Genomic DNA, 19309 nt, shown 5'->3' on the forward strand with positions numbered 1-19309 from the left:
CGCCGGCGACTTCGTCGGCGTGACGGGGTGCTCCGGCGGGGTCGGGCGGTCGACCGGCGGGGCCGGGGGCCCGACGGGCGGAGTGGGCCGCTCGACGGACGGTGCCAGCGGTTCGACGGGTGGTGCCGGACGCTCCACGACGGGAGGTGCCGGGCGCTCGACGGGTGGTGCCGGGCGCTCGGTGTCCATCGTGTCGCCGGGGAAGACCTCGCCGGTGCGGGCGGCGTCGTCGCTGAGGGACCAGCTGCCGACGTCGTCGGGGTCGACCGTCTCCGGGACGGGCATCGCCGTGGTCGCGGGTCCGACGGGCTCGTCGTCGATGACGGCGTCGTCGTCGGCCTCGTCCGCGAGCGACCACCCGCCGCCGAGCGTCGTGGTGTCGAACGAGTTCGAGGTCAGCGTCGTCGGGACCTCACCGGCGTCGGCGTCGTTGACCGCCCAGTCGAAGGGGCGTCCGGCGTCGGGCCGATCGGCACCGTCGACCCCGGGCATGCGCAGGAGCTCGGTGAAGGTCGGCGGCTCGTCGGTCGGCGGCAGCGTGTCCTCCACGCCGACCGGCTGCTGGGCGAGGGGTCCGGTCGGGGTGGGTCGCGAGCCGGTGGCACGGCCGAGGAAGTCGACGTCGTCACGGCCGAGCCCGAGGGGGTCGGTGCGTCGACGCTCGTCCTCGATCGCCTGGGTCTCCGCGGCGCGCTGGTCGCGGTTCGTCTGGGCGAACGGCAGCTGGATCGAGCTGGGGTGCGGCGCCGTGGTGCTCGGAGGGACCGCGGAGGCGGGCGGGATCCGGCCGCTCAGCAGGGACCGGTCCGGGTCGGAGGCCGGGTGCGACGGAGCCGCGAGCTGCTCGGGCATCGAGATGGCCTGGGTGGCGTCCTCGTCGAGCGGCGCGCGAGCGGGCTCCGGGGTCGGCGCGGCGGCGGGTTCGGCGTCCGCCGGAGCAGCGGGCTCGTGTGCCGGCGCTGAGGCGGGCGCGAAGCGCTCCGGGAGCGGCTCGCCGGTCTCGGCGGCGGCGCGCTCCGCCTCGCGACGTTCACGGCGCGACGGCCACTCGTCAGCGGTGCGCGGTGCCCCGAAGATGTCGGCGGCACTGCGGAGTCCCGGGAAGCGAGCGTCCGTGGCGGGAGCGGGCGGGGCCTCCTGGCCGTCTGCCCCGTGCTCGGGGCGTGCGGCGTCGTCGGGCTCGCGCGCGTCGTCCGGACGCTCCGCGGTCACGCGGACAGCCCCAGGTCGGCCAGTCCGATCGCCGCGAAGTACGGGTACCCGGCTGCCTCGATCGTCTCCTTGGCGCCGGTGTCCCGGTCGACGACGACCGCGACGCCCACGACGATCGCGCCCTCGCGCTCGAGGGCCTCGGCGGCCTTGAGCGGGGAGCCACCGGTGGTGGAGGTGTCCTCGAGGACGATGACGCGCTTGCCGCGGAGGTCCGGGCCCTCGACCTGCTTGCCGCGGCCGTGGTCCTTCGGCTCCTTGCGGACGACGAAGGCGTCGTACGTGCCACCACGCGCTGCCGACTGGTGCAGCACGGCGGCGGCGATCGGGTCGGCGCCCATCGTGAGCCCGCCGACGGCGGAGACGTCGGGCACACCGGCGATCAGGTCGGTCATGACCTGCCCGATCAGCGGGGCGACGCGGTGGTCCAGGCTGACCTTACGGAGGTCGATGTAGTACGTCGCCTTCTTGCCGCTGGTCAGCGTGAAGTCACCGTGGAACACGGCCTCAGCCGTGATGTGGTCGATCAACTGCTCGCGCGCGTCCGTCACAGCGCACCAGGGTAGTCGGTCCGGCCCCTCCGGCGCTCATCGGAGCTGTCGGGGAGGCGTCGGTACGCTGCCTGGTGTGTCCCTCGAGCGCCCGTCGCGTCCAGCGGCCGGCGGGTCCCGCCGAGCCGGGCTCGACCGCGGGCCCTCGGCGCAGGACGGCGTCGTCGATCGCGGTTCGTCGCCGCGGGACCGCGTCGGCGCCCTCGGTCGCGAGGCCCTCGGCGCGCTCGTCGCGGTCGCCCTGGCGGTCATCGCGCTCCGGCACGTGCTCGCCTCGGCCCGGGTCTCGCTGCTCTGGTACGACGGCGACTCGGTGCTGCTGCCCCTGGTCGTCCGGTCGATCCGGGCCGGTGAGCCCTTCGAGTGGGCGATGTCACCCGCGCTGTTCTTCTTCCCCGAGCTGCCGGTCTACCTGCTCTGCTCCGTCGTCACCGCGACACCGCAGCAGGCACTGGCGCTCAACGGCGTCCTGGTGCTGCTCGGCGTCTACGCGCTCGTCCGGGCGGTCGCGAACGAGCTGATGCCCTCCGCCCGCCGGTCGGCGCGGATCGCCGTCGCGGTGCTGGCGGTCGGGTTCCTCACGCTGCAGGTGCTGACGGAGTCCTCGGCCTCGGCGACGTCGCTCGAGCTCGCGTCGCTGCTCCTCACCACGACGTACTACTACGGCGTCGTGCTGGCGCTGCTCGCCACGGCGGCGCTCGTGCTCCGGGCGGTCCGCGTCGGGCGGGCGTCCGTGGCGGTCCTCGTCACGCTCGGCCTGGTCGCCGCGTGCACGACCGCGTCGAACCCCCTGTACGTGCCGTGGTCCGGTGGGCCCGTCGTCGTCACGCTGCTCGTGGTCGCGCTGCTTCGCCGGGTGCCGTGGCGACCGGCGTTGTGGCTGTCCGGCGTCGTGGTGGTCGGTGCCGTCGTCGGGTCCCTCGCGCGCATCCCGCTCCGGCCGTTCGTGTCGCTCGACCCCTCGTCGTACGTGCACCCGTCGCGGGCGGCGTCGACCCTCGGGTTCTTCGCGTCGTTGACCGACGACCGTGCGGGGTCGGGCGAGGGCGACGTCGGGCTGTTCCTGATGCTCGTCGGGGTCCTGCTCGCGGTCGGCGGGACGGTGTGGGCCTGGCGGGTCCGCACCGCCAGGACCGTCCTGGTCGCGTCGCTCCTGCCCGCCGTGACGATCGCCGCCGTGTCGGTGGGGGTCGTCGTCGCCGGGTCGGACACCCCGCGGTACCTCGAGCCCGTCGTGGTCGCACCGCTGATCGCCCTCGTCGCCGTCTGCGAGCTCACGCGCACGGCCGTCCGGCGCACCCGGGTGTACCAGCCGGTCCGGGGCCTGCGGCTCGCACTCGCACTCGGCGCCGCCGTCGTGCTGGCCGCCGGGGTCGCGGTGGCGCCGAGCACCCTCCGGGCCGTGCGGACGGCGGCGTACACCCCGGCGGGCTGCCTCGACCGATGGTCGGACGGCCGGGACGTCGTCGGGGTCGGCCAGTTCTGGACGGTGCGGCCGCTCGCGACCTACGCGTCGACGAACGTCGACCTGCTGCAGGTCCGCGACACGTTCCAGGTGTACCCGTGGCTCGTCGACCTCGGGGCCTACCGGGACGCCGACCCGACGTTCGTGGTCGTCGGCTCCGGCGACGTGTGGCCCACGTCGGTGGAGGACCTCCTCGGACGCCCGGCCTCGGTCACGCACTGCACCGGGTTCGACGTCTGGGACTACGCCGGGACGAGCGGGGCAGCCCGGTTGCGGAGCGACGTCGTGGGCAGCGCGGACGCCGTCCGCCGCGAGCGCGGGTTCTGAGGGAGTTCTCCACAGGGGTGCGGCGAGGTCGCGGCGTATCTGTACGGATGTATAGGCTCGCTCCCGATGACTCGCTCTGCCCCCCTCCCCTCGCGCCCGCTGTCCGGACGACTGCGCCAGCGGCTGAGTCTGCGGCTGGTGATCACCGGCGTCGCCCTGCTCGGGCTGACCGGCACCGTGGTCCTCGACGCTCCCCCGGCACAGGCGGCGACCTACCCGTCGTGGGACGACGTCCTCGCCGCCCGCGGGCAGGAGTCGCAGAAGAACGGCCAGATCGCCGACATCCAGGGCCTCATCGGACGGCTCGAGTCGACGGCCAGCGCCGCTGCGACGGAGGCCCAGGAGCGCGGCACCGAGTACTCCGACGCCCAGCGCAAGGCACAGCGCGCAGCAGAGAAGGAACAGGCGCTCCGCGCCGACGCCGAGGAGCACGCCGAGGTCGCCGAGCAGAGCGCTGCGCAGGCCGGCCGGTTCGCCGCGCAGATGGCTCGCTCGGGCGGCACGGACGTCTCCACCAGCGTGCTGACCGGCGGTGAGGACACCCGCGACCTGCTGTACGACCTCGGTGCGCTGAGCAAGCTCTCGGAGCAGGCCGAACGTGTGGAGACCGCCGCGAGCGCCGACGCCTCCGTCGCCAGGGCCCTCACCGGGCAGGCCGACCGGGCCGCTGCCGCGCTCGAGTCCCTGGCGAAGGCGGCACAGGACCGCATGGCCGAGGCGCAGGCCGCGTCCGACCGTGCCCAGGCCGCGTACGACGAGCAGCAGGACAACAAGGCGCGGCTCCAGGCCCAGCTCGCCACGCTGACCTCCGGCCGCGTCCGGACCGAGGCCGAGTTCGCCGAGGGCGAGGCCGTCCGCAAGGCCGCTGCCGAACGCGCCGCGCGTGAAGCCGCCGAGGCCGCCCGTCGTGCCGCAGCGGCCGCAGCGCGAGCAGCCGCCGCGAACGCCGCGAACAACAGCGGCGGGGGCGGAGGCGGCGGCGGCGGTGGCGCTCCGGTCGGCGGGTCACCGTCGGTCGGCACGGGTTCCGGCACCGGGTGGGTCCGACCCGCCGGCGGGTACATCTCGAGCTCGTACGGCTACCGGGTGCACCCGATCACCGGCAACGGGAGCTTCCACGACGGCATCGACCTCGGCAGCGGCTGCTCCACCGCGATCGTCGCCGCGTCGGCCGGCACCGTCGAGTACGTCGGCTGGTACGGCGGCTACGGCAACTACGTGCGCGTCAACCACGGCAACGGGGTCGCGACGGCGTACGGCCACATCGTCAGCGGTGGGTTCCGTGTCACCCCCGGGCAGCAGGTCGCCGCGGGCACGCTCCTCGCGCTCGTCGGCTCGACCGGCAACTCCACCGGCTGCCACCTGCACTTCGAGACCCACGTCGGTGGCGGCACGACGGACCCCGTCGGCTTCATGGCCGCCAGGGGCGTGGGCTTCTAGCCGAGGACACCGTCGGCGCTGCCGGTCCTGCTGCCGCTGCTGCCGCCGGCGCTGACGATGCCGTCGTCGTCGAGGTTCCACAGCGCGCGGTACCAGGCGGTGCGCTCCGCGTCGGCCGGCAGTCCGTACGCCTCGTGGAACAGCGGCTCCCACCCGGGTCCGACGTTCCACCCGAGGGCCATCGTCGCCACGGCCAGGTCCGCCCAGCGGTCGGCGACACCGAGCGCCCCGAGGTCGACGTGGCCCGCCCAGCGCCCGTCCGCGCCGATCAGCGTGTTCGGCGTGCACGCGTCGCCGTGGCAGACCACGAGCTGGTCGGTCTCGGGCTCGGGTCCGAGCGCCGACGGGTCTGCGCCCGCCGCACGGCCCCGAGCCGCCCGGTCGGTGTTCGACCACTCGAAGGGGCACTCTGACACCGGGAGCGTGTCGTGCAGCGCGCGGAGGCCCTCCCCGACGGCGACCACCACGGTCCGGGGCTCGTCGCGCCAGCGGGGGTCGACGGCGCTCCAGCCGGGCACCGCTCGGGTGCGGAGCCAGGCGCCCTGCTCGTCGGCACCGTGGTCGACGACCTCGGGCACGCGGAGCCACCGGCCGGCCCAGGCAAGCCGCGCTGCCTCGGCGTCGATCCACGGCGCGTACGCCGCCGGCACCCACTTCACGTACTCGTCGGCACTGTCGGCGTCGGTGCCCCCGATCCGGAAGGTCTTCCCGCCGATCGCGTTCACCCACACCGGCACGGCGGGGCGGGTGCCGATGACCGCGGCGACGGCGTCCGGCACGGTGACCTCCCCGTGTGGGAGGCCCCCGAGCGACACCAGCGCACCCACCTCAGCGCACCCGGTCCGGGCGCGAGGAACCCGCACCGCCGCGGGCGATCTCGAGCAGCACGGGCAGCTGGCTGCCGAGCAGGGCGTCGAGGTCGGCGACGATCTCCTCCACACGGGTCGTGATCTCGCGCGGCGACGCACCCTTCCGGGGACGCACACGGATGCGCAGGGCACGGCGCCCGCGGACCCGGTGCACGTCGACGGCGAGGGACGCGACCTGCGGCAGGGCACCCACGGCGGACGACAGGGCGTGCTGCACGGCGGCGGCGTCGATGTGCACGACCCCCGGAAGCCCGGCCGCGCTGCCGTCGTCCTCGACCACGGTGCCGACACGGCCGCCGCCCATGCTGCTCAGCACGACGAGGGTCAGGACGCCGAGCAGCACCGCGCCGCCGAGCACCCACGCCCAGGCCGCCACCGAGGCCTCGTGGGACGCATCCGCTCCGAGGCCCCCGAGCGCGGCCCGAGCGGCGTCGTGCCAGCGGTCAGCGGCCCAGGGCACGGTCTCGACCAGGACGGTCGCGATGCCCAGGACGAGCAGTGCCAGCCCCGCGACGACCAGCGCGACGCGGTTGAGCACGCGGTTCGTGGCGTTCACCCGTCGACCCGTCCCGTCGGCTGGACCCGGACGCGCGCGTGCACCGCGGGCACGACCTCGATCTCCGCGAACTCACGGTCGACGGCGTCCTTCGCGGCGACCGCGGGCACGTCGACCCCGGCGGCCGGCCGGAGCACGATGTCCACCGTCCGCCGTCCGACGGTCCCGACCGCGGCGTCCGGACCGAGCCGCGTGGCGCCGCGGGCTGCACGCGCGGCAGCGGAGGCGAGCACCTCGTCGTCGACCACGACGGCGAGGCGGTCCGACGGCATGGTGTGGCGCGGACGGCGCCCAGGAGTGATGCCCTTCACGAGCAGGACGAGGCCGACGAACGCGACGACCGCCCCGACGCCGACCACGACGGTCGGGTCGAGCCCACGCGGAGCAGCGGCCCCGGCGTCGACGACGTCACGCGGGTCGACGCCGAGCACCCGCTGGTCGAGGAACACGAGCACGGCGGCGAACACCACCGCAGCGGCGACCAGGAGGAGCAGGAGCATCGCGACCGTGGTCGCCACCGAGCGGGACTCGTGGGTCTCGCGGCGCAGGACACGACGGGCGAAGGCGTCGGGCTCGGTCATCGCACCCGCCTCGGGGTGTCGACGACGGACGAGGTGAACGTGACGTCGACGCGCTGGACCTGGCGGCCTGTGATCGCGCTCAGCCGCTCGGCCACCGTGGCCCGGGCGCGGTGGGTCCGGGCCACGACGGACTCGGGCGCCGCAGTCCCCGCGGTCGAGCCGGCGTCAGTCGCAGACCCGCCGGCGGTCGAGCGCGCGCCGAGCACCGGCATCACCAGCGGTGCCGTCACGGTCACGGCCAGGGAACCGCGCCCGTCGTCGGCGACCCGCGCGCGGACGTCCCGGACCGGGCTCCCGAGCGCCTCGGCCGCCACGACCTGGGCGGTGTGCACGAGCGCCGCGGTGCCGATCCGGTCGTACCCGGGCACGCGGTCGGCATCAGGGCCAGTGGCGGCAGCGCCCTCGCGAGCGGCAGGCACGGTCGTCGCGCCGGCCGCACCGCTCACGACGAGCTCCGGCGTCCGCGCAGCACGTCGAGCAACCGGTGGACGTCGACGTCCCCGGAGACGACCCTGGCGACGAGTGCCCCGAGCGCCATGCACACGGCGACCACCAGGACGGCCCAGAAGCCGAGCGTCAACGCGACGACCGCGAGCACGGCGCCGACGCCCATGCCGACGACGGTCGCGCTCATCGGACGCGGCCGTCGAGGTCGTCCGGGGTGCCGTCGAGCGCGGGGATGTTGACGTCGTTGATGGCGATGTTCACCTCGGTGACCTGCAGCCCGACGAGCTCGGTGACGGCGTTCGTGACCGCGGCGCGCACGGCCGAGGCGACCTCCATCATCGGCGTCGGGTAGTCCACGACGATCGTCAGGTCGACGGCGACCTGGGTCTCGCCGACCTCGACGCGGACACCCTGCCCGAGCGCGGTCGACCCGATCGCGTCGCGGATCGCACCGAAGGCCCGGGCGGCGTTCCCACCGAGCGCGTACACGCCGGGGACGTCCCGGGCGGCGATGCCGGCGACCTTCGCGACGACCTGGTCGTCGATGATCGTCCTGCCGGCGCCGGTCACCTGCGTCGTCGTGGTCGCACTGGTCGCGGTGGCTGCGGTGCCGTCCACGCGGTTGCTCGTCGTTGCCATGGTGCTGCTCCTCACGGTGGGTGGACTCTCGGTCCAGGGAACACCATCGGCTCGCCCGCTGCCCGGAGCCGGTGGTCGGTGGCGACCGGTAGATTCGTGTTCCATGCGCGTGGCGACCTGGAACGTGAACTCCGTCCGCACCCGAGTCGGTCGGGTGGTCGACTGGCTCGTGCGGGAAGACGTCGACGTCCTCGGCATGCAGGAGATCAAGTGCAAGCCCGAGCAGTTCCCGGTCGACGCGTTCGAGGCCGCTGGCTACCACGTCGAGGCCCACGGGCTGAACCAGTGGAACGGCGTCGCGTTCGCCAGCCGCCTGCCGATGGACGACGTCACCCGTGACTTCCCCGGCCAGCCCGGCTTCCTCAAGGGCCACGAGGGCCCCGACCTCCCGGTGGAGGCCCGCGCCATCGGCGTCACCGTCGACGACGTCCGCCTGTGGAGCCTCTACGTCCCCAACGGGCGAGAGGTCGGCGACCCCCACTACACGTACAAGCTCGACTGGCTCGCGCAGCTGGCCGACCGCACCACCGAGTGGCTGCAGGCCGACCCCGACCTCAAGCTCGCGCTGATGGGTGACTGGAACGTCGCCCCGCTCGACCAGGACGTCTGGGACATGCGCGTCTTCGAGGGCGCGACCCACGTCAGCGAGCCCGAGCGCTCCGCGTTCCGCACGTTCGAGGCCCGCGGCCTCCAGGACGTCGTCCGCCCGATCGTCCCCGACGGCTACACGTACTGGGACTACAAGCAGCTGCGCTTCCCCCGCAACGAGGGCATGCGCATCGACTTCGTGATGGGTTCCCAGGGCTTCGCCGACGTCGTCACCGGCGCCTCGATCCACCGCGACGAGCGCAAGGGCGACGCCCCGAGCGACCACGTCCCCGTCGTCGTGGACCTCGACCTCGACACCGCCCTCGACGATGACCGCCCCATGATCTTCTGACCCACCCGAGCCTCCCGTCCGCCCCGCCGAGATCGCACTCCGTGTCGCCTCACCGGTCCCGCACCCGACACCAACTGCGATCTCACCACCGACGGGAGCGCCGGCCAGCGCCGGCCGACGCCTCCGGCGCGCCCTACGGGTGCAGCAGCGCGGCGACGAGCACCAGCACGGGCACCGCGCCGATCGTCGAGATGAGCACGACGTCCCGCGCGACGGGCACCGCGGCGTCGTACCGCTGCGCGTAGTTGAAGACGTTCTGCGCCGCGGGCAGCGCCCCGAGCGTCGTCAGGACGAACACCTGCTGGTCGCCGAGCCCGAACACGAAGCGGGCGAACACGAAGGCCACGACGGGCATCACGACGAGCTTCACAGCCGACGCCACGATCACGTCCGTCCGGATCGACGGGTCCCGGAGCGGCGCCGACCCGTGCAGGCTCATGCCGAACGACAGCAGCACGACCGGCACGGCGGCGGCCCCGACGAGCGCGAAGGGCTCGAGCACCGGGTCCGGCAGCTGGACGTGCAGCGCCGAGCACAGCAGACCGAGGAGCGACGCGATGATGAGCGGGTTCGTGACGGGCCCGAGCAGCCGACGCCTCCAGCCGCCCCCGGACGCCGTCGCCGCGTCGAGGATCGTCAGCGCGACCGGGGCGAGCAGGACGAGCTGCAGCAGGATCACCGGCACGACGGCGGTGGCCTGCCCGAGGACGTACACGGCGACCGGCAGCCCGATGTTGTTCGCGTTGACGTAGCTCGACGCCAGCGCGCCGACCGTCGTCACCGTGAGCGACCGCCGCAGGACCAGGCCGAACACGAGCGCTGCCCCGATGGCGACGGTGACGGCACTGAGCAGCGACACCCAGAGCATCGGGGACACCAGCGACGCGATGTCGGCGGTCGCGATGGTGTGGAACAGCAGGCACGGCATGAGCACGAAGAACGCCAGCCGGCTCATCACGAACTGGGCGTGCGGTCCGAGCAGCCCGACGCGCCCGACGACGTACCCGGCCGCGATGATCGCGCCGATGATCGCGAAGCCGATCAGAACGCCACCCATCGCACCCATCCTGGCAGGTGTCGGCGGCCGTGAGCGACGCGACCCTCGGGAATGCGTACGACGCGACCAGACGATGCCGTCGCGTGTCGGAAATGCCACGGGGTGCACCGCCGTTGTGCTGAGCATGACCGATGCCGTGACCACGCTCTCCCGTTCCACCGACTCGAGCCAGCCCCTCGTCCCGCTGCTCGAGGAGCGGTGGAGCCCGCGCTCCTACGACGAGACCGCGACGATCTCGGACGACCAGCTCGACGCCGTCCTCGAGGCCGCCCGCTGGGCCGCCTCCGCCCAGAACTCGCAGCCCCGCCGCTTCATCGCCGGCCGCCGCGGCACCGAGACGTTCCGGAAGATCAACGAGCACCTCCTCGGGTTCAACCAGACGTGGGCCTACCGGTCGAGCGTCCTGGTGGTCGGCGTGCTCGAGACCGCGACCGAGGACGGCGACGCCCGCCCGTTCGCGCAGTACGACCTCGGGCAGTCCCTCGCCGCCCTCACCGTGCAGGCGCACGCCGAGGGGTTGCACGTGCACCAGATGGCCGGCATCGACGCCCAGGGCCTCCGCGCGGCGTTCGACCTGCCCGAGCGCTTCCAGCCGTTCACGGTGACCGCGATCGGCACGGTGGCGCACCCGTCGCAGCTCGACGAGAAGGCCGCCGAGCGCGAGGTCGCCCCGCGCACCCGCCTGCCGCTCGACGAGGTCGTCCTCGTCAAGGAGTGAACACCGGGCCCGGACGCCGCTGCGTCCGGGCTCAAGGCCTCCGGGCCCGGGGCGTCCGGGCTCCGGCGTGCGGACGCCACGGCGTCCGGGCCCAGCCGACCGGCTTCCCGCAAGGACCGGCGGGACCCCGCACCCGTCCGGCTGCGGGGACATGTCGCATGACACAATCGGGCGCATGACCGCACCACGCCTCGTCGCCTTCGATCTGGACGACACCCTCGCCCCGTCGAAGTCCGCGCTCGACCCCCGCATGCTCGAGACCTTCGCCGCGCTGCTCGAGACGGTCCCCGTCGCCGTGATCTCCGGCGGCAACTTCCAGCAGTTCGAGCAGCAGCTGGTCACTCCGCTCAGCCAGCGCGCCGGCCTCACCCTCGACGACCTGCACCTGCTGCCCACCTGTGGCACGCGGTACTTCCGCTGGGCCGGGGACGACTGGGCGCTGCAGTACGCCGAGGACCTCACCGACGACGAGAAGGCCCGCGCCCTCGCTGCCGTCGAGGCCGTCGCGAAGGACGCCGGCTACTGGGAGTCGGAGACCTGGGGCGACATCCTCGAGGACCGCGGCTCCCAGATCACCTTCTCCGCGCTCGGCCAGGCCGCCCCGGTCGACGTCAAGAAGCAGTGGGACCCGACGGGTGCGAAGAAGGACGACCTGCGCCGCCGCGTGCAGGCCGAGCTCCCCGACCTCGAGGTCCGCTCCGGCGGCTCCACCAGCGTCGACATCACCCGCAAGGGCATCGACAAGGCCTACGGCATGCAGCGCCTGGCCGCGATCACCGGCATCGCGCTCGACGACATGCTCTTCGTCGGCGACCGCCTCGACCCCGAGGGCAACGACTACCCCGTCAAGGCCCTCGGTGTCCCCTGCCACCCGGTGGAGGGCTGGGAGGACACCGACGCGTTCCTCACCGAGCTGATCCCGACGCTCCGGGTCGCGTCGGTCTGACGGTCGCGTCCGTCAGCATCCGTCCGTCGCGTCCGCCTGCTGGTCGCCGCACTCGGCCTGGAGGCTCGGCCCGGCTCCGTCACGGGACGCTGCGGACCGCCTCGACGAACGCCCGGATCTTGGCGGCGTCCTTGACGCCGCGCTCGGACTCGACGCCGCTCGAGACGTCGACGCCGTCCGGGTCGAGGCTCTCGACCGCGGCGACGACGTTGGCGGGGGTGAGCCCGCCCGCCAGGATCCAGGCCTCGTCGATGCCGTCCGCCAGCACCGAGGGATCGATGAGCCGTCCGCTGCCGGGCACCGCGGCGTCGAGCAGCAGCAGGTCGTGGTCGTACGCGGCGCGCTGCTCGGGGGTCTCGGCGAGGTAGTCCTCGGCGGCGACGGCCCGGATCGTGAAGAAGCCGGCGTCCCGCGCGCGGGCGAAGTCCGTCGCGGACTCCTTGCCGTGCAGCTGCAGCGTCGTCAGCCCCACGGCCGAGGCGATGCTGACGATCTCGTCGATCTCCTGGTCGCGGAACACCCCGACGGCGTCGACCCCGTCGGGCACGCGCTCGACGAGCTCCTTCGCCCGGTCAGCCGTGACGGTCCGGGGACTGCCGGCGGCGAAGACGAACCCGAGGGCGTCGGCACCGGCGTCGACGGCGACGTCCACGGTCTCCGGCGTCGACAAGCCGCAGATCTTGATCCATCGCTGGTCGCTCATGCCCTCCATCCTGCCCGAAACGACCGACGGAGGGGAGCGCTTCCGGTCATCCCTGCGCGTCGGCGACGTCCTCGGCGAGCAGGGCCGCCGTGAGCTTCTCGAGCACCGGTGCGGTCTTCGCGAGCACGGCGCGCTCCTCCGGGGTCAGCGCTGCCTCGGCTGCCGCGAGGACCCGGCCGGCACGTCGGGTCCGGGACTCGGCGACCACGGCCAGGCCGGCGGGCGTCAGGGAGACCAGGACCCCGCGGGCGTCCGCGGGGTCGGGTGCCCGCTCGACGAGCCCCTGGGCCTCGAGGTCGGCGACGGTCACCCGCATGCTCTGGTGCCGCACCCGTCGCAGCCGAGCCAGCGCCGCGATGCTGTGGGCGCCGTCCCGCGCGAGGAACCCGAGCGCCTCGATCTGCCCCTCCGGCGTGGTCTCGGACCGTCGGACGGCGCGCACGCTGTCGCCGATCGACCGCCGGAGCGCGTTCGCGTCCTCGAGGGTGAACACGAGGTCCTGTTCGTCGGGGGCCATGACGGAACTGTACAGGTCGGCTGTACACTTCGGAGCATGCAGCTGACGAAGCACACCCACGCCACCATCGTCGTCCGTGACGGCGACCGCTCCCTCGTGATCGACCCGGGCGCCTACACGCCGAACTCCGCCGACCTCGTCGCCGGCACCTCCGCCGTCCTCGTGACGCACGACCACCCCGACCACTTCGACGCCGACGTCCTGACCGCCGCCCTCGACGCCCAGCCCGAGCTGCACGTCTGGGCACCGGCCGACGTCGTCACCGCACTCGGCGAGCACGACGGCCGCGTCACGGCGGTCGCCCCCGGCGACACGATCGACGCCGGCGGCTTCGCCGTGCAGGTCCACGGCGGCGACCACGCCGTGATCCACGCCGACCTGCCCGCGATGAGCAACGTCGGGTACCTGGTCGAGGGCCGCGTCTTCCACCCGGGCGACTCCTACTTCGTGCCCGACACCGCGGTCGAGACGCTGCTCGTGCCGACCTCCGGCCCGTGGGCCAAGCTCAGCGAGCTCGTCGACTTCATCCGGGCGGTCAAGCCGACCCGCGCAGTGCAGATCCACGACCTGATGCTCAGCGAGGCCGGCCGCGGCATGTTCGCCCAGTACAGCGGTCAGCTCACCGGCATCGAGCTCGTCACCCTGCAGGACGGCGAGTCGATCGAGGTCTGATCGGATCGCCCCGTCGCTGCCGACCGGGGTTCAGTGCAGCGTGCCCGCGACGTAGCTCAGCGCGCACGCGAGCAGGACCCCGGCGGCCGCGACGGTGCCGGTCGCGATGTTGCGACGGCGCCAGCGGTTGACGGCCTCGAACGTGCCGCGCCGTGCGTGCCGGTGTGCCGCCCGGTGCATGCGGTGGTCCCGCTTGTGCGCCAGGCGTTCCGGGCCGAGCGGCACGGGCCCGGTGACCTGCATGGAGCCACCACGGAGCGCCCGGGCCACGGCGACCGCGGTCGGACGGCGGGCCGGGTCGCGGTCGGTCATGCGGAGCAGCAGGTCCTGCCAGTCCCGCCCGACCTCGTCCGGGATCTCCGGGCTGCGACGGAGACGCGCGAGCGCCGCCTCGATGAGCGTGCCGGAGTACTCCTGCTTGCCGGTCAGGGCCTCGAGCAGGACCAGTCCGAGGGAGTACACGTCCGTCGCGTAGCTGATGGGCTCGCCGGCGACCTGCTCCGGGCTGAGGTACGCGGCCGTGCCGATCACCGTGCCGTCGTTGGTCAGTCGTGAGCCGTCGACGAAGTGCGCGACGCCGAAGTCGGTGAGCTTGACGGTCCTGGCGAACCCGGAGGAGCCCTCGTCGCTGATCAGGATGTTGGCGGGCTTGACGTCGCGGTGCACGATCCCGCGGGAGTGCACGTACGCCAGGGCGTCGGCGAGCTGCGCGCCGAGGTCCGCTGCCTCGTAGTTGTGGAGCGCGCCCTCGGCCAGTCGGCGGAGCAGGGTCGCGTCTGCGATGAGCTCCATCACGATGAACCGGTGCGGACCGTCGGGGAACTCGTGCGTGCCCGCGTCGTACAGCGGGATGAGCCCCGGGTGGGACAGCATGCTGAGCAGCCGGATCTCGCGCTCCTGGCGGACGCGGTCGGCCGTCGTCATCGCGTGCGGCGTCGCGAAGAGCTTCACGGCGACCAGGCGGTACGTGTGCTCGTCGCGGGCCTCGTAGACCGATCCCATGCCCCCGGTTCCGATGAGGCGCGCCAACCGGTAGCGTCCGGAGAGCACCGTCTCCGTGCGGGTGTTGTCGACGAGTGACATCAGGGTGGTTCGATCCTTCGGGGAGCCATCGGGAGGCGAGCGTTGCTCGTGCGCGACTCGCAGGCAACGGTACGCGCCGTGCGCCCGATCCGAGTGGGCGTTATGACATCGTGACGCACCCGGGATCCCTGGAACGGCGCGGATCGGCGGGGTCTAGCGTCTCGGGGTACAGGCCGCGGATCCGACGCGAACTGGACACCACGGAAGGGGACAGGCGATGGCACTGTCGAAGGGCGACGAGGTCCACTGGAACACCTCGCAGGGGAAGACGACCGGCAAGCTCGTCGAGCAGCGTACGAGCGACTTCGAGTTCGACGGTCAGCACTTCAAGCCGACGGACGACGACCCGTACTGGATCATCGAGTCGGAGAAGTCGGGCAAGCAGGCGGCGCACAAGGAGTCGGCGCTCACGAAGGCCTGAACGCACGGCCCCGAGCCGGTCAGTCCCCGGTCGTCTCCGCGCGACGACGACCGTGGACCCCGGCGGCGGGCGCCTGGCTCTGGCTCTGGCCCTGCGCGACTCGCTCGGCTCGCTCGGCACGACCGCGGCGGACCCGGCGCACCACGAACACGACGACGACCACCACGATCGCCACGTACATCGCCCGGTCGATCCACTCGGTGTAGCCCTCGACCTTGTCGTACTGGGTGCCGAGGGCGGCACCGCCGAGCACGAGCACGCTGTTCCAGAGGCCCGAGCCGAGGATGGTGAACAGCGAGAACGACGCCAGGTTCATCCGGTCGGCACCGGCGGGCAGCGAGATCAGGCTCCGGACGATCGGGACCAGGCGACCGAACAGCACCGCACTGCGGCCGTGCCGGTGGAACCAGGCGGCGGCCTTGCGGAAGTCGTCCTCGTCGACGAGCGGCAGCTTCCCGAGCCAGCGGACCGTGCGCTCGAAGCCGATCACCCGGCCGAGCCAGTACAGGACCAGGGCCCCGACGTAGGACCCGAGGGTCGCGAGGACCAGCACGAGCACCAGGTTCATCCGCCCGGCACCGGCGAGGAACCCCGCCAGCGGCAGGATGACCTCGGACGGGATCGGCGGGAAGACCGTCTCGACGAAGAGCATCAGCGCGACGCCCCACTCCCCGAGCGCCTCGATGAGCCGCAGCACCATCCCGGACAGCCCGCCCATGTCGGCGTCCGGGGACGAGGAAGCGGCGCGGGTGGCGGTCGTCAGAACGGCGGTCGTCATCCCGCGATCATCCCTGAACACCCTGACAGGTGCCGGAGTGCGCCGCCGCGCTCCCTCAGCCCAGGCCCATGTGCGAAGCCCGCACGTGGGTGAGCGACCGAGCGAGCGCTCCCCGGGCCACGGCGTCCCGCCCGACGGACGACGGCACGATCACCACCGGGTGCCGCAGCAGGGGTGCGACGGCATCGCGCAGTGCCGCGCAGAACACCCCGGCCGCCGGCAGGACTTCACCCCCGACCACCACGACCTCCGGGTCGAGCGTGGCGATGAGCTGCGCGACACCCGGGGCGACGTCCTCGGCGAGCGCCCGGACGGCGTCCTGGGCGGCGGCGTCACCCTGCCCGGCCGCGACGATGACGGACTCGACGTCCGCTCCGGACGGGATCCGAGCCTCCAGTCTGGCCGGCGCCTCGGGCCAGCCGGTCGCCGCCAGGCCGCCCATCTCCCCCGCCGCTCCCCGTGCGCCGCGGGCCAGCGCGCCCTCGACCAGGAAGGCGGCGCCGATCTGGCGACCCATCACGAGGTACAGGCCGTCACGGACACCGTGGAAGCCGCCCCACATCGTCTCGGCGGTCGCGGCGAGCTTGGCGTCGTTGTCGAAGAACGTGACGGCGCTCGGCAGCAGCTCCTGGATGCGCCCCGGCACCCGGCGTTCGACCCACTCCGGCACGGCGACCGTGTAGTCGATCTCACCGCTGCGGTCCACGACGGCCGGGACACCGAACGTGGCGGCGAGCAACCGGTCCTGGTCCACGTGCGCCGTCAGACGGTGGACGACGTCCTGCACGCTCGACCATGCCTGATCGGCGGATGCGAGGTCCGTGTAGACCTCCTCCACCCGGGCGAGCTCGTCCCCACGGAGGTCCGCGAGCACGCCGACGATGCCGTGCAGCCCGAGGTCCACGCCGAGCACCGATCCCGCCCCGGCGTCGGCACGGAAGCGCTTGGCGCGCCGACCCGCCTTGTTCGGCGTCGCGATCGCGTCGGCTTCGCGCACCCAGCCGGCGGCCACGAGGTCGGCGAGCGCCGCCTCGACCGTGGGGCGGGACAGCCCGACCCGGCGGCTCAGCTCGGTGACGGTGGACGAGGAGTCGTCGCGGAAGAGCTCGTCGAGGAGCGCGCGGGAGTTCAGGAGCCGGAGGGTCGCGGGTGAGCTCCCGTCGACCCCGCTCGGGATCGTTGACAGGGTCTCGCTCACGGCCATAGCCTCCACATTACGAAAGATCATTGAGGAATGGTGGACGCCGACATGCTCATCCCCCGCCCGCGCCTGTCGACACCCGGTGTCGGCTCGTTCGAGATCACCCCGTCGACCCGCATCGCCGCCGATGCGCCGAGCGAGCCGGTCCGACTGTACCTCCAGCAGACCCTGCGGGGCTCGACCGGCCTGCCGGTCCGCGATGCCGACCGATCGGAGGATGCGGGCATCTCCCTCCGCGTGGACGGGTCGGATGACACCCTCCTCGCCGGCCCCGGCGAGGACCGCACCGAGTCCTTCCGCCTGACCGTCGACGGCAACCACGTCGAGGTCGTCGGCGGTGGGCCCGCCGGCGTCTTCTACGGCGTCCAGGCGGTCCTGCAGCTCCTGCCGGCGGACGTCCACCGCAGGGGTCGCGTCGGCACGGGCCCGTGGACGATCCCCGCCCAGCGGGTCGAGGACGCCCCCGCCTTCGCCTGGCGCGGCGTGATGCTCGACGTCGCCAGGCACTTCCGCACCAAGGCCGAGGTCCTCCGGGTGATCGACCAGCTCGCGGCGCACCGGATCAACCGCCTGCACTTCCACCTCACCGAGGACCAGGGCTGGCGCATCGAGATCCGGAAGTACCCGCGGCTCACTGAGATCGGGTCGTGGCGTGCCGAGTCGCAGGTCGGTGCGCACGTCGAGGGCGCCGACGGCATCCTCCGACCGGACGCGTTCGACGGCCGACCGCACGGTGGGTACTACACGCAGGACGACATCCGCGAGATCGTCGCCTACGCCACCGACCGGTTCGTGACCGTCGTCCCCGAGATCGAGACCCCCGGACACGTGCGCGCCGCCCTCGCCGCGTACCCGGAGCTCGGCGTGCACCCGGAGTCACCGGTCGACGTCTGGACCGAGTGGGGCATCGCGGACGACGTCCTGAACGCCGACGACGCCACGATCTCCTTCTTCAAGGACGTCCTCGACGAGGTCGTCGAGCTGTTCCCGAGCGCCTACATCGGCATCGGCGGTGACGAGTGCCCGAAGGTGCAGTGGGAGACCGACCCCCGCACGCAGGAGCGCATGCGCGAGCTGGGCCTGGCCGACGAGGAGCAGCTGCAGGCCTGGATCATCGGCCAGCTCGCCGCACACGTCGAGTCGCACGGGCGTCGCGCCTTCGGGTGGGACGAGATCCTCGAGGGCGGCACGCTCTCTCCTTCCGCCACCGTGCTGTCCTGGCGCGGGCTGCAGGGAGCGGTCACGGCTGCCCGCCGCGGGCACGACGTCATCTCCGTGCCGGACGACCAGGCCTACCTGGACTACCGGCAGAGCGACCTGCCGAACGAGCCGATCCCGGTGTCGATCGTCCTCACCGTCGACGACGTCTTCGCGTTCGACCCGGTGCCGGCGTCACTGACCGAGGCCGAGCGCGCCCACGTCATCGGCGGCCAGGGCAACATGTGGACCGAGCACGTGGACACCGTCCGGAAGCTCGACTACCAGCTGTTCCCCCGGGTCGCCGCCCTCGCCGAGGCGCTCTGGTCCGCGGACGTCGCCGGCCCCCGCGACCTCGACGACTTCCGCGGGCGGCTCGTGGAGCACCTCGCCCGGCTCGAGGCCATGGGCATCGAGTACCGCCACGAGGCCGGTCCCTTCCCCTGGGAGGAGCGCCCCGGGGTCCCGGGCCGCCCGCACTCCCGCGAGGAGCGCGCCGCCTACATCGACGCCGTCACGGCCAACATCGCCGACTGACCGCAGGCCCCGGCGGGCCGGCGGGCGGCCGGGTCCGGCGAGCCGGCGGCCGGCGGCCCGGGCCGGCGGCCGGGTCAGCCCGACTGGTCACGACTCCCCGCTCACCTCCGCCGACCGGTCACCACCGGTCGGTCCGGCGGCCGGCAGGCGACGCGTCTCGACCACTCGACGATGCGCCGACGGGGTGTCGCGACCGCTCGGCGCACCCCGAGACGGACGGGAGGCTCGGTGCCAGCTGGCACCGAGCCTCCCGTCCGCCTTCTGGTCCCACCAACCCCACGCGAGACACCCCCGTCAGCGCAAGACACCGGCGTCCGCATGCCCCGGCTCCCGCGAGACACCCCCGTCTGCGCGAGACACCGGCGTCTGCATGCCCTGGCTCCCGCGAGACGCCCCCGTCTGCGCGAGACACCCGTGCGCGCTCGAGACGCCGCCGTTTCCAGCGGTGTCTCGAT

General features: G+C 73.4%; 21 protein-coding genes and 1 pseudogene. 8 read left to right on the forward strand and 14 right to left on the reverse strand.

Annotated features, from left to right (window positions below; genetic code table 11):
* Positions 1-1212: pseudogene (locus OXR63_RS17155) on the reverse strand (hypothetical protein); the annotation flags it as partial.
* Positions 1209-1760 carry an orotate phosphoribosyltransferase gene (gene pyrE, locus OXR63_RS17160; RefSeq protein WP_071272457.1) on the reverse strand — a complete coding sequence of 184 codons (552 nt, stop codon included), beginning with the start codon at positions 1758-1760 and terminating at the stop codon, positions 1209-1211. The gene pyrE and the pseudogene OXR63_RS17155, both read right to left, overlap by 4 nt.
* A 76-nt stretch (positions 1761-1836) precedes the next feature.
* Between pyrE and OXR63_RS17165 the strand changes: the two genes are divergently transcribed.
* Complete coding sequence (locus OXR63_RS17165) at positions 1837-3552, forward strand: hypothetical protein (protein WP_267425302.1); 1716 nt, start codon at positions 1837-1839, stop codon at positions 3550-3552.
* Between the two features lie 66 nt (positions 3553-3618).
* Positions 3619-4992, forward strand: coding sequence for a peptidoglycan DD-metalloendopeptidase family protein (locus OXR63_RS17170; protein WP_267425303.1), 1374 nt, complete (start codon positions 3619-3621; stop codon positions 4990-4992).
* Here OXR63_RS17170 and OXR63_RS17175 read toward each other — a convergent pair.
* Genes OXR63_RS17175 through OXR63_RS17200 form a run of 6 tightly spaced genes read right to left on the reverse strand, consistent with a single transcriptional unit; the run spans position 4989 to position 8084 of the window.
* Positions 4989-5771 carry an aminoglycoside 3'-phosphotransferase gene (locus OXR63_RS17175; protein WP_267425305.1) on the reverse strand — a complete coding sequence of 261 codons (783 nt, stop codon included), beginning with the start codon at positions 5769-5771 and terminating at the stop codon, positions 4989-4991. The two genes, OXR63_RS17170 and OXR63_RS17175, sit on opposite strands and share 4 nt — an antisense overlap.
* Before the next feature lie 49 nt (positions 5772-5820).
* Positions 5821-6417 (reverse strand): hypothetical protein, encoded by a 597-nt coding sequence (locus tag OXR63_RS17180; RefSeq protein ID WP_267425306.1) that lies wholly within the window; start codon positions 6415-6417, stop codon positions 5821-5823.
* Positions 6414-6998 carry a hypothetical protein gene (locus tag OXR63_RS17185; RefSeq protein ID WP_267425308.1) on the reverse strand — a complete coding sequence of 195 codons (585 nt, stop codon included), beginning with the start codon at positions 6996-6998 and terminating at the stop codon, positions 6414-6416. Before OXR63_RS17185 ends, OXR63_RS17180 begins: the two co-directional genes overlap by 4 nt.
* Positions 6995-7444: a hypothetical protein gene (locus OXR63_RS17190; protein WP_267425311.1), complete on the reverse strand. Its 450-nt coding sequence runs from the start codon at positions 7442-7444 to the stop codon at positions 6995-6997. The genes OXR63_RS17185 and OXR63_RS17190 overlap by 4 nt, the downstream gene beginning before the upstream one ends.
* On the reverse strand, positions 7441-7632 hold the full coding sequence (locus tag OXR63_RS17195; RefSeq protein ID WP_267425313.1) for a DUF2273 domain-containing protein: 192 nt from the start codon (positions 7630-7632) through the stop codon (positions 7441-7443). The genes OXR63_RS17190 and OXR63_RS17195 overlap by 4 nt, the downstream gene beginning before the upstream one ends.
* Positions 7629-8084 carry an Asp23/Gls24 family envelope stress response protein gene (locus OXR63_RS17200; RefSeq protein WP_267425316.1) on the reverse strand — a complete coding sequence of 152 codons (456 nt, stop codon included), beginning with the start codon at positions 8082-8084 and terminating at the stop codon, positions 7629-7631. The genes OXR63_RS17195 and OXR63_RS17200 overlap by 4 nt, the downstream gene beginning before the upstream one ends.
* A 103-nt stretch (positions 8085-8187) precedes the next feature.
* Here OXR63_RS17200 and OXR63_RS17205 point away from each other — a divergent pair, with 103 nt between their 5' ends.
* Positions 8188-9024, forward strand: coding sequence for an exodeoxyribonuclease III (locus OXR63_RS17205; protein ID WP_267425318.1), 837 nt, complete (start codon positions 8188-8190; stop codon positions 9022-9024).
* Between the two features lie 133 nt (positions 9025-9157).
* Here the strand turns inward: OXR63_RS17205 and OXR63_RS17210 are convergent, their stop codons facing one another.
* Positions 9158-10081, reverse strand: a complete 924-nt coding sequence (locus OXR63_RS17210; RefSeq protein ID WP_267425321.1) for an AEC family transporter — start codon at positions 10079-10081, stop codon at positions 9158-9160.
* 124 nt (positions 10082-10205) lie between these two features.
* On the opposite strand from OXR63_RS17210, the gene OXR63_RS17215 reads away from it, so the two are divergent.
* The gene (locus tag OXR63_RS17215; protein ID WP_267425322.1) at positions 10206-10799 is read left to right on the forward strand and encodes a nitroreductase family protein; all 594 of its coding nucleotides are present in this window, start codon (positions 10206-10208) and stop codon (positions 10797-10799) included.
* A 175-nt stretch (positions 10800-10974) separates the two neighbouring features.
* Complete coding sequence (locus tag OXR63_RS17220; RefSeq protein WP_267425324.1) at positions 10975-11745, forward strand: HAD-IIB family hydrolase; 771 nt, start codon at positions 10975-10977, stop codon at positions 11743-11745.
* Between the two features lie 79 nt (positions 11746-11824).
* On the opposite strand, the gene OXR63_RS17225 is transcribed toward OXR63_RS17220, so the two are convergent.
* Positions 11825-12448 carry a phosphoribosylanthranilate isomerase gene (locus tag OXR63_RS17225; RefSeq protein ID WP_267425326.1) on the reverse strand — a complete coding sequence of 208 codons (624 nt, stop codon included), beginning with the start codon at positions 12446-12448 and terminating at the stop codon, positions 11825-11827.
* Between the two features lie 46 nt (positions 12449-12494).
* Positions 12495-12965, reverse strand: coding sequence for a MarR family winged helix-turn-helix transcriptional regulator (locus OXR63_RS17230; RefSeq protein WP_267425328.1), 471 nt, complete (start codon positions 12963-12965; stop codon positions 12495-12497).
* A gap of 36 nt (positions 12966-13001) precedes the next feature.
* Here OXR63_RS17230 and OXR63_RS17235 point away from each other — a divergent pair, with 36 nt between their 5' ends.
* Positions 13002-13637 carry an MBL fold metallo-hydrolase gene (locus OXR63_RS17235; protein WP_267425329.1) on the forward strand — a complete coding sequence of 212 codons (636 nt, stop codon included), beginning with the start codon at positions 13002-13004 and terminating at the stop codon, positions 13635-13637.
* A 30-nt stretch (positions 13638-13667) separates the two neighbouring features.
* Here OXR63_RS17235 and OXR63_RS17240 read toward each other — a convergent pair whose 3' ends face one another.
* Complete coding sequence (locus tag OXR63_RS17240; protein WP_267425332.1) at positions 13668-14720, reverse strand: serine/threonine-protein kinase; 1053 nt, start codon at positions 14718-14720, stop codon at positions 13668-13670.
* A gap of 217 nt (positions 14721-14937) precedes the next feature.
* Here OXR63_RS17240 and OXR63_RS17245 point away from each other — a divergent pair, with 217 nt between their 5' ends.
* Complete coding sequence (locus OXR63_RS17245; protein ID WP_194660004.1) at positions 14938-15141, forward strand: DUF2945 domain-containing protein; 204 nt, start codon at positions 14938-14940, stop codon at positions 15139-15141.
* Positions 15142-15160: 19 nt separating this feature from the next.
* Here OXR63_RS17245 and OXR63_RS17250 read toward each other — a convergent pair whose 3' ends face one another.
* The gene (locus tag OXR63_RS17250; RefSeq protein ID WP_267425337.1) at positions 15161-15919 is read right to left on the reverse strand and encodes a DedA family protein; all 759 of its coding nucleotides are present in this window, start codon (positions 15917-15919) and stop codon (positions 15161-15163) included.
* Between the two features lie 55 nt (positions 15920-15974).
* Positions 15975-17117, reverse strand: coding sequence for an ROK family transcriptional regulator (locus OXR63_RS17255; protein ID WP_267425338.1), 1143 nt, complete (start codon positions 17115-17117; stop codon positions 15975-15977).
* A 36-nt stretch (positions 17118-17153) separates the two neighbouring features.
* Here OXR63_RS17255 and OXR63_RS17260 point away from each other — a divergent pair, with 36 nt between their 5' ends.
* The gene (locus OXR63_RS17260; protein WP_267425340.1) at positions 17154-18854 is read left to right on the forward strand and encodes a beta-N-acetylhexosaminidase; all 1701 of its coding nucleotides are present in this window, start codon (positions 17154-17156) and stop codon (positions 18852-18854) included.
* Positions 18855-19309 lie beyond the last annotated feature (455 nt).

It is taken from the genome of Curtobacterium sp. GC_Cur_3 (assembly GCF_026544205.1).
Classification (GTDB): domain Bacteria; phylum Actinomycetota; class Actinomycetes; order Actinomycetales; family Microbacteriaceae; genus Curtobacterium.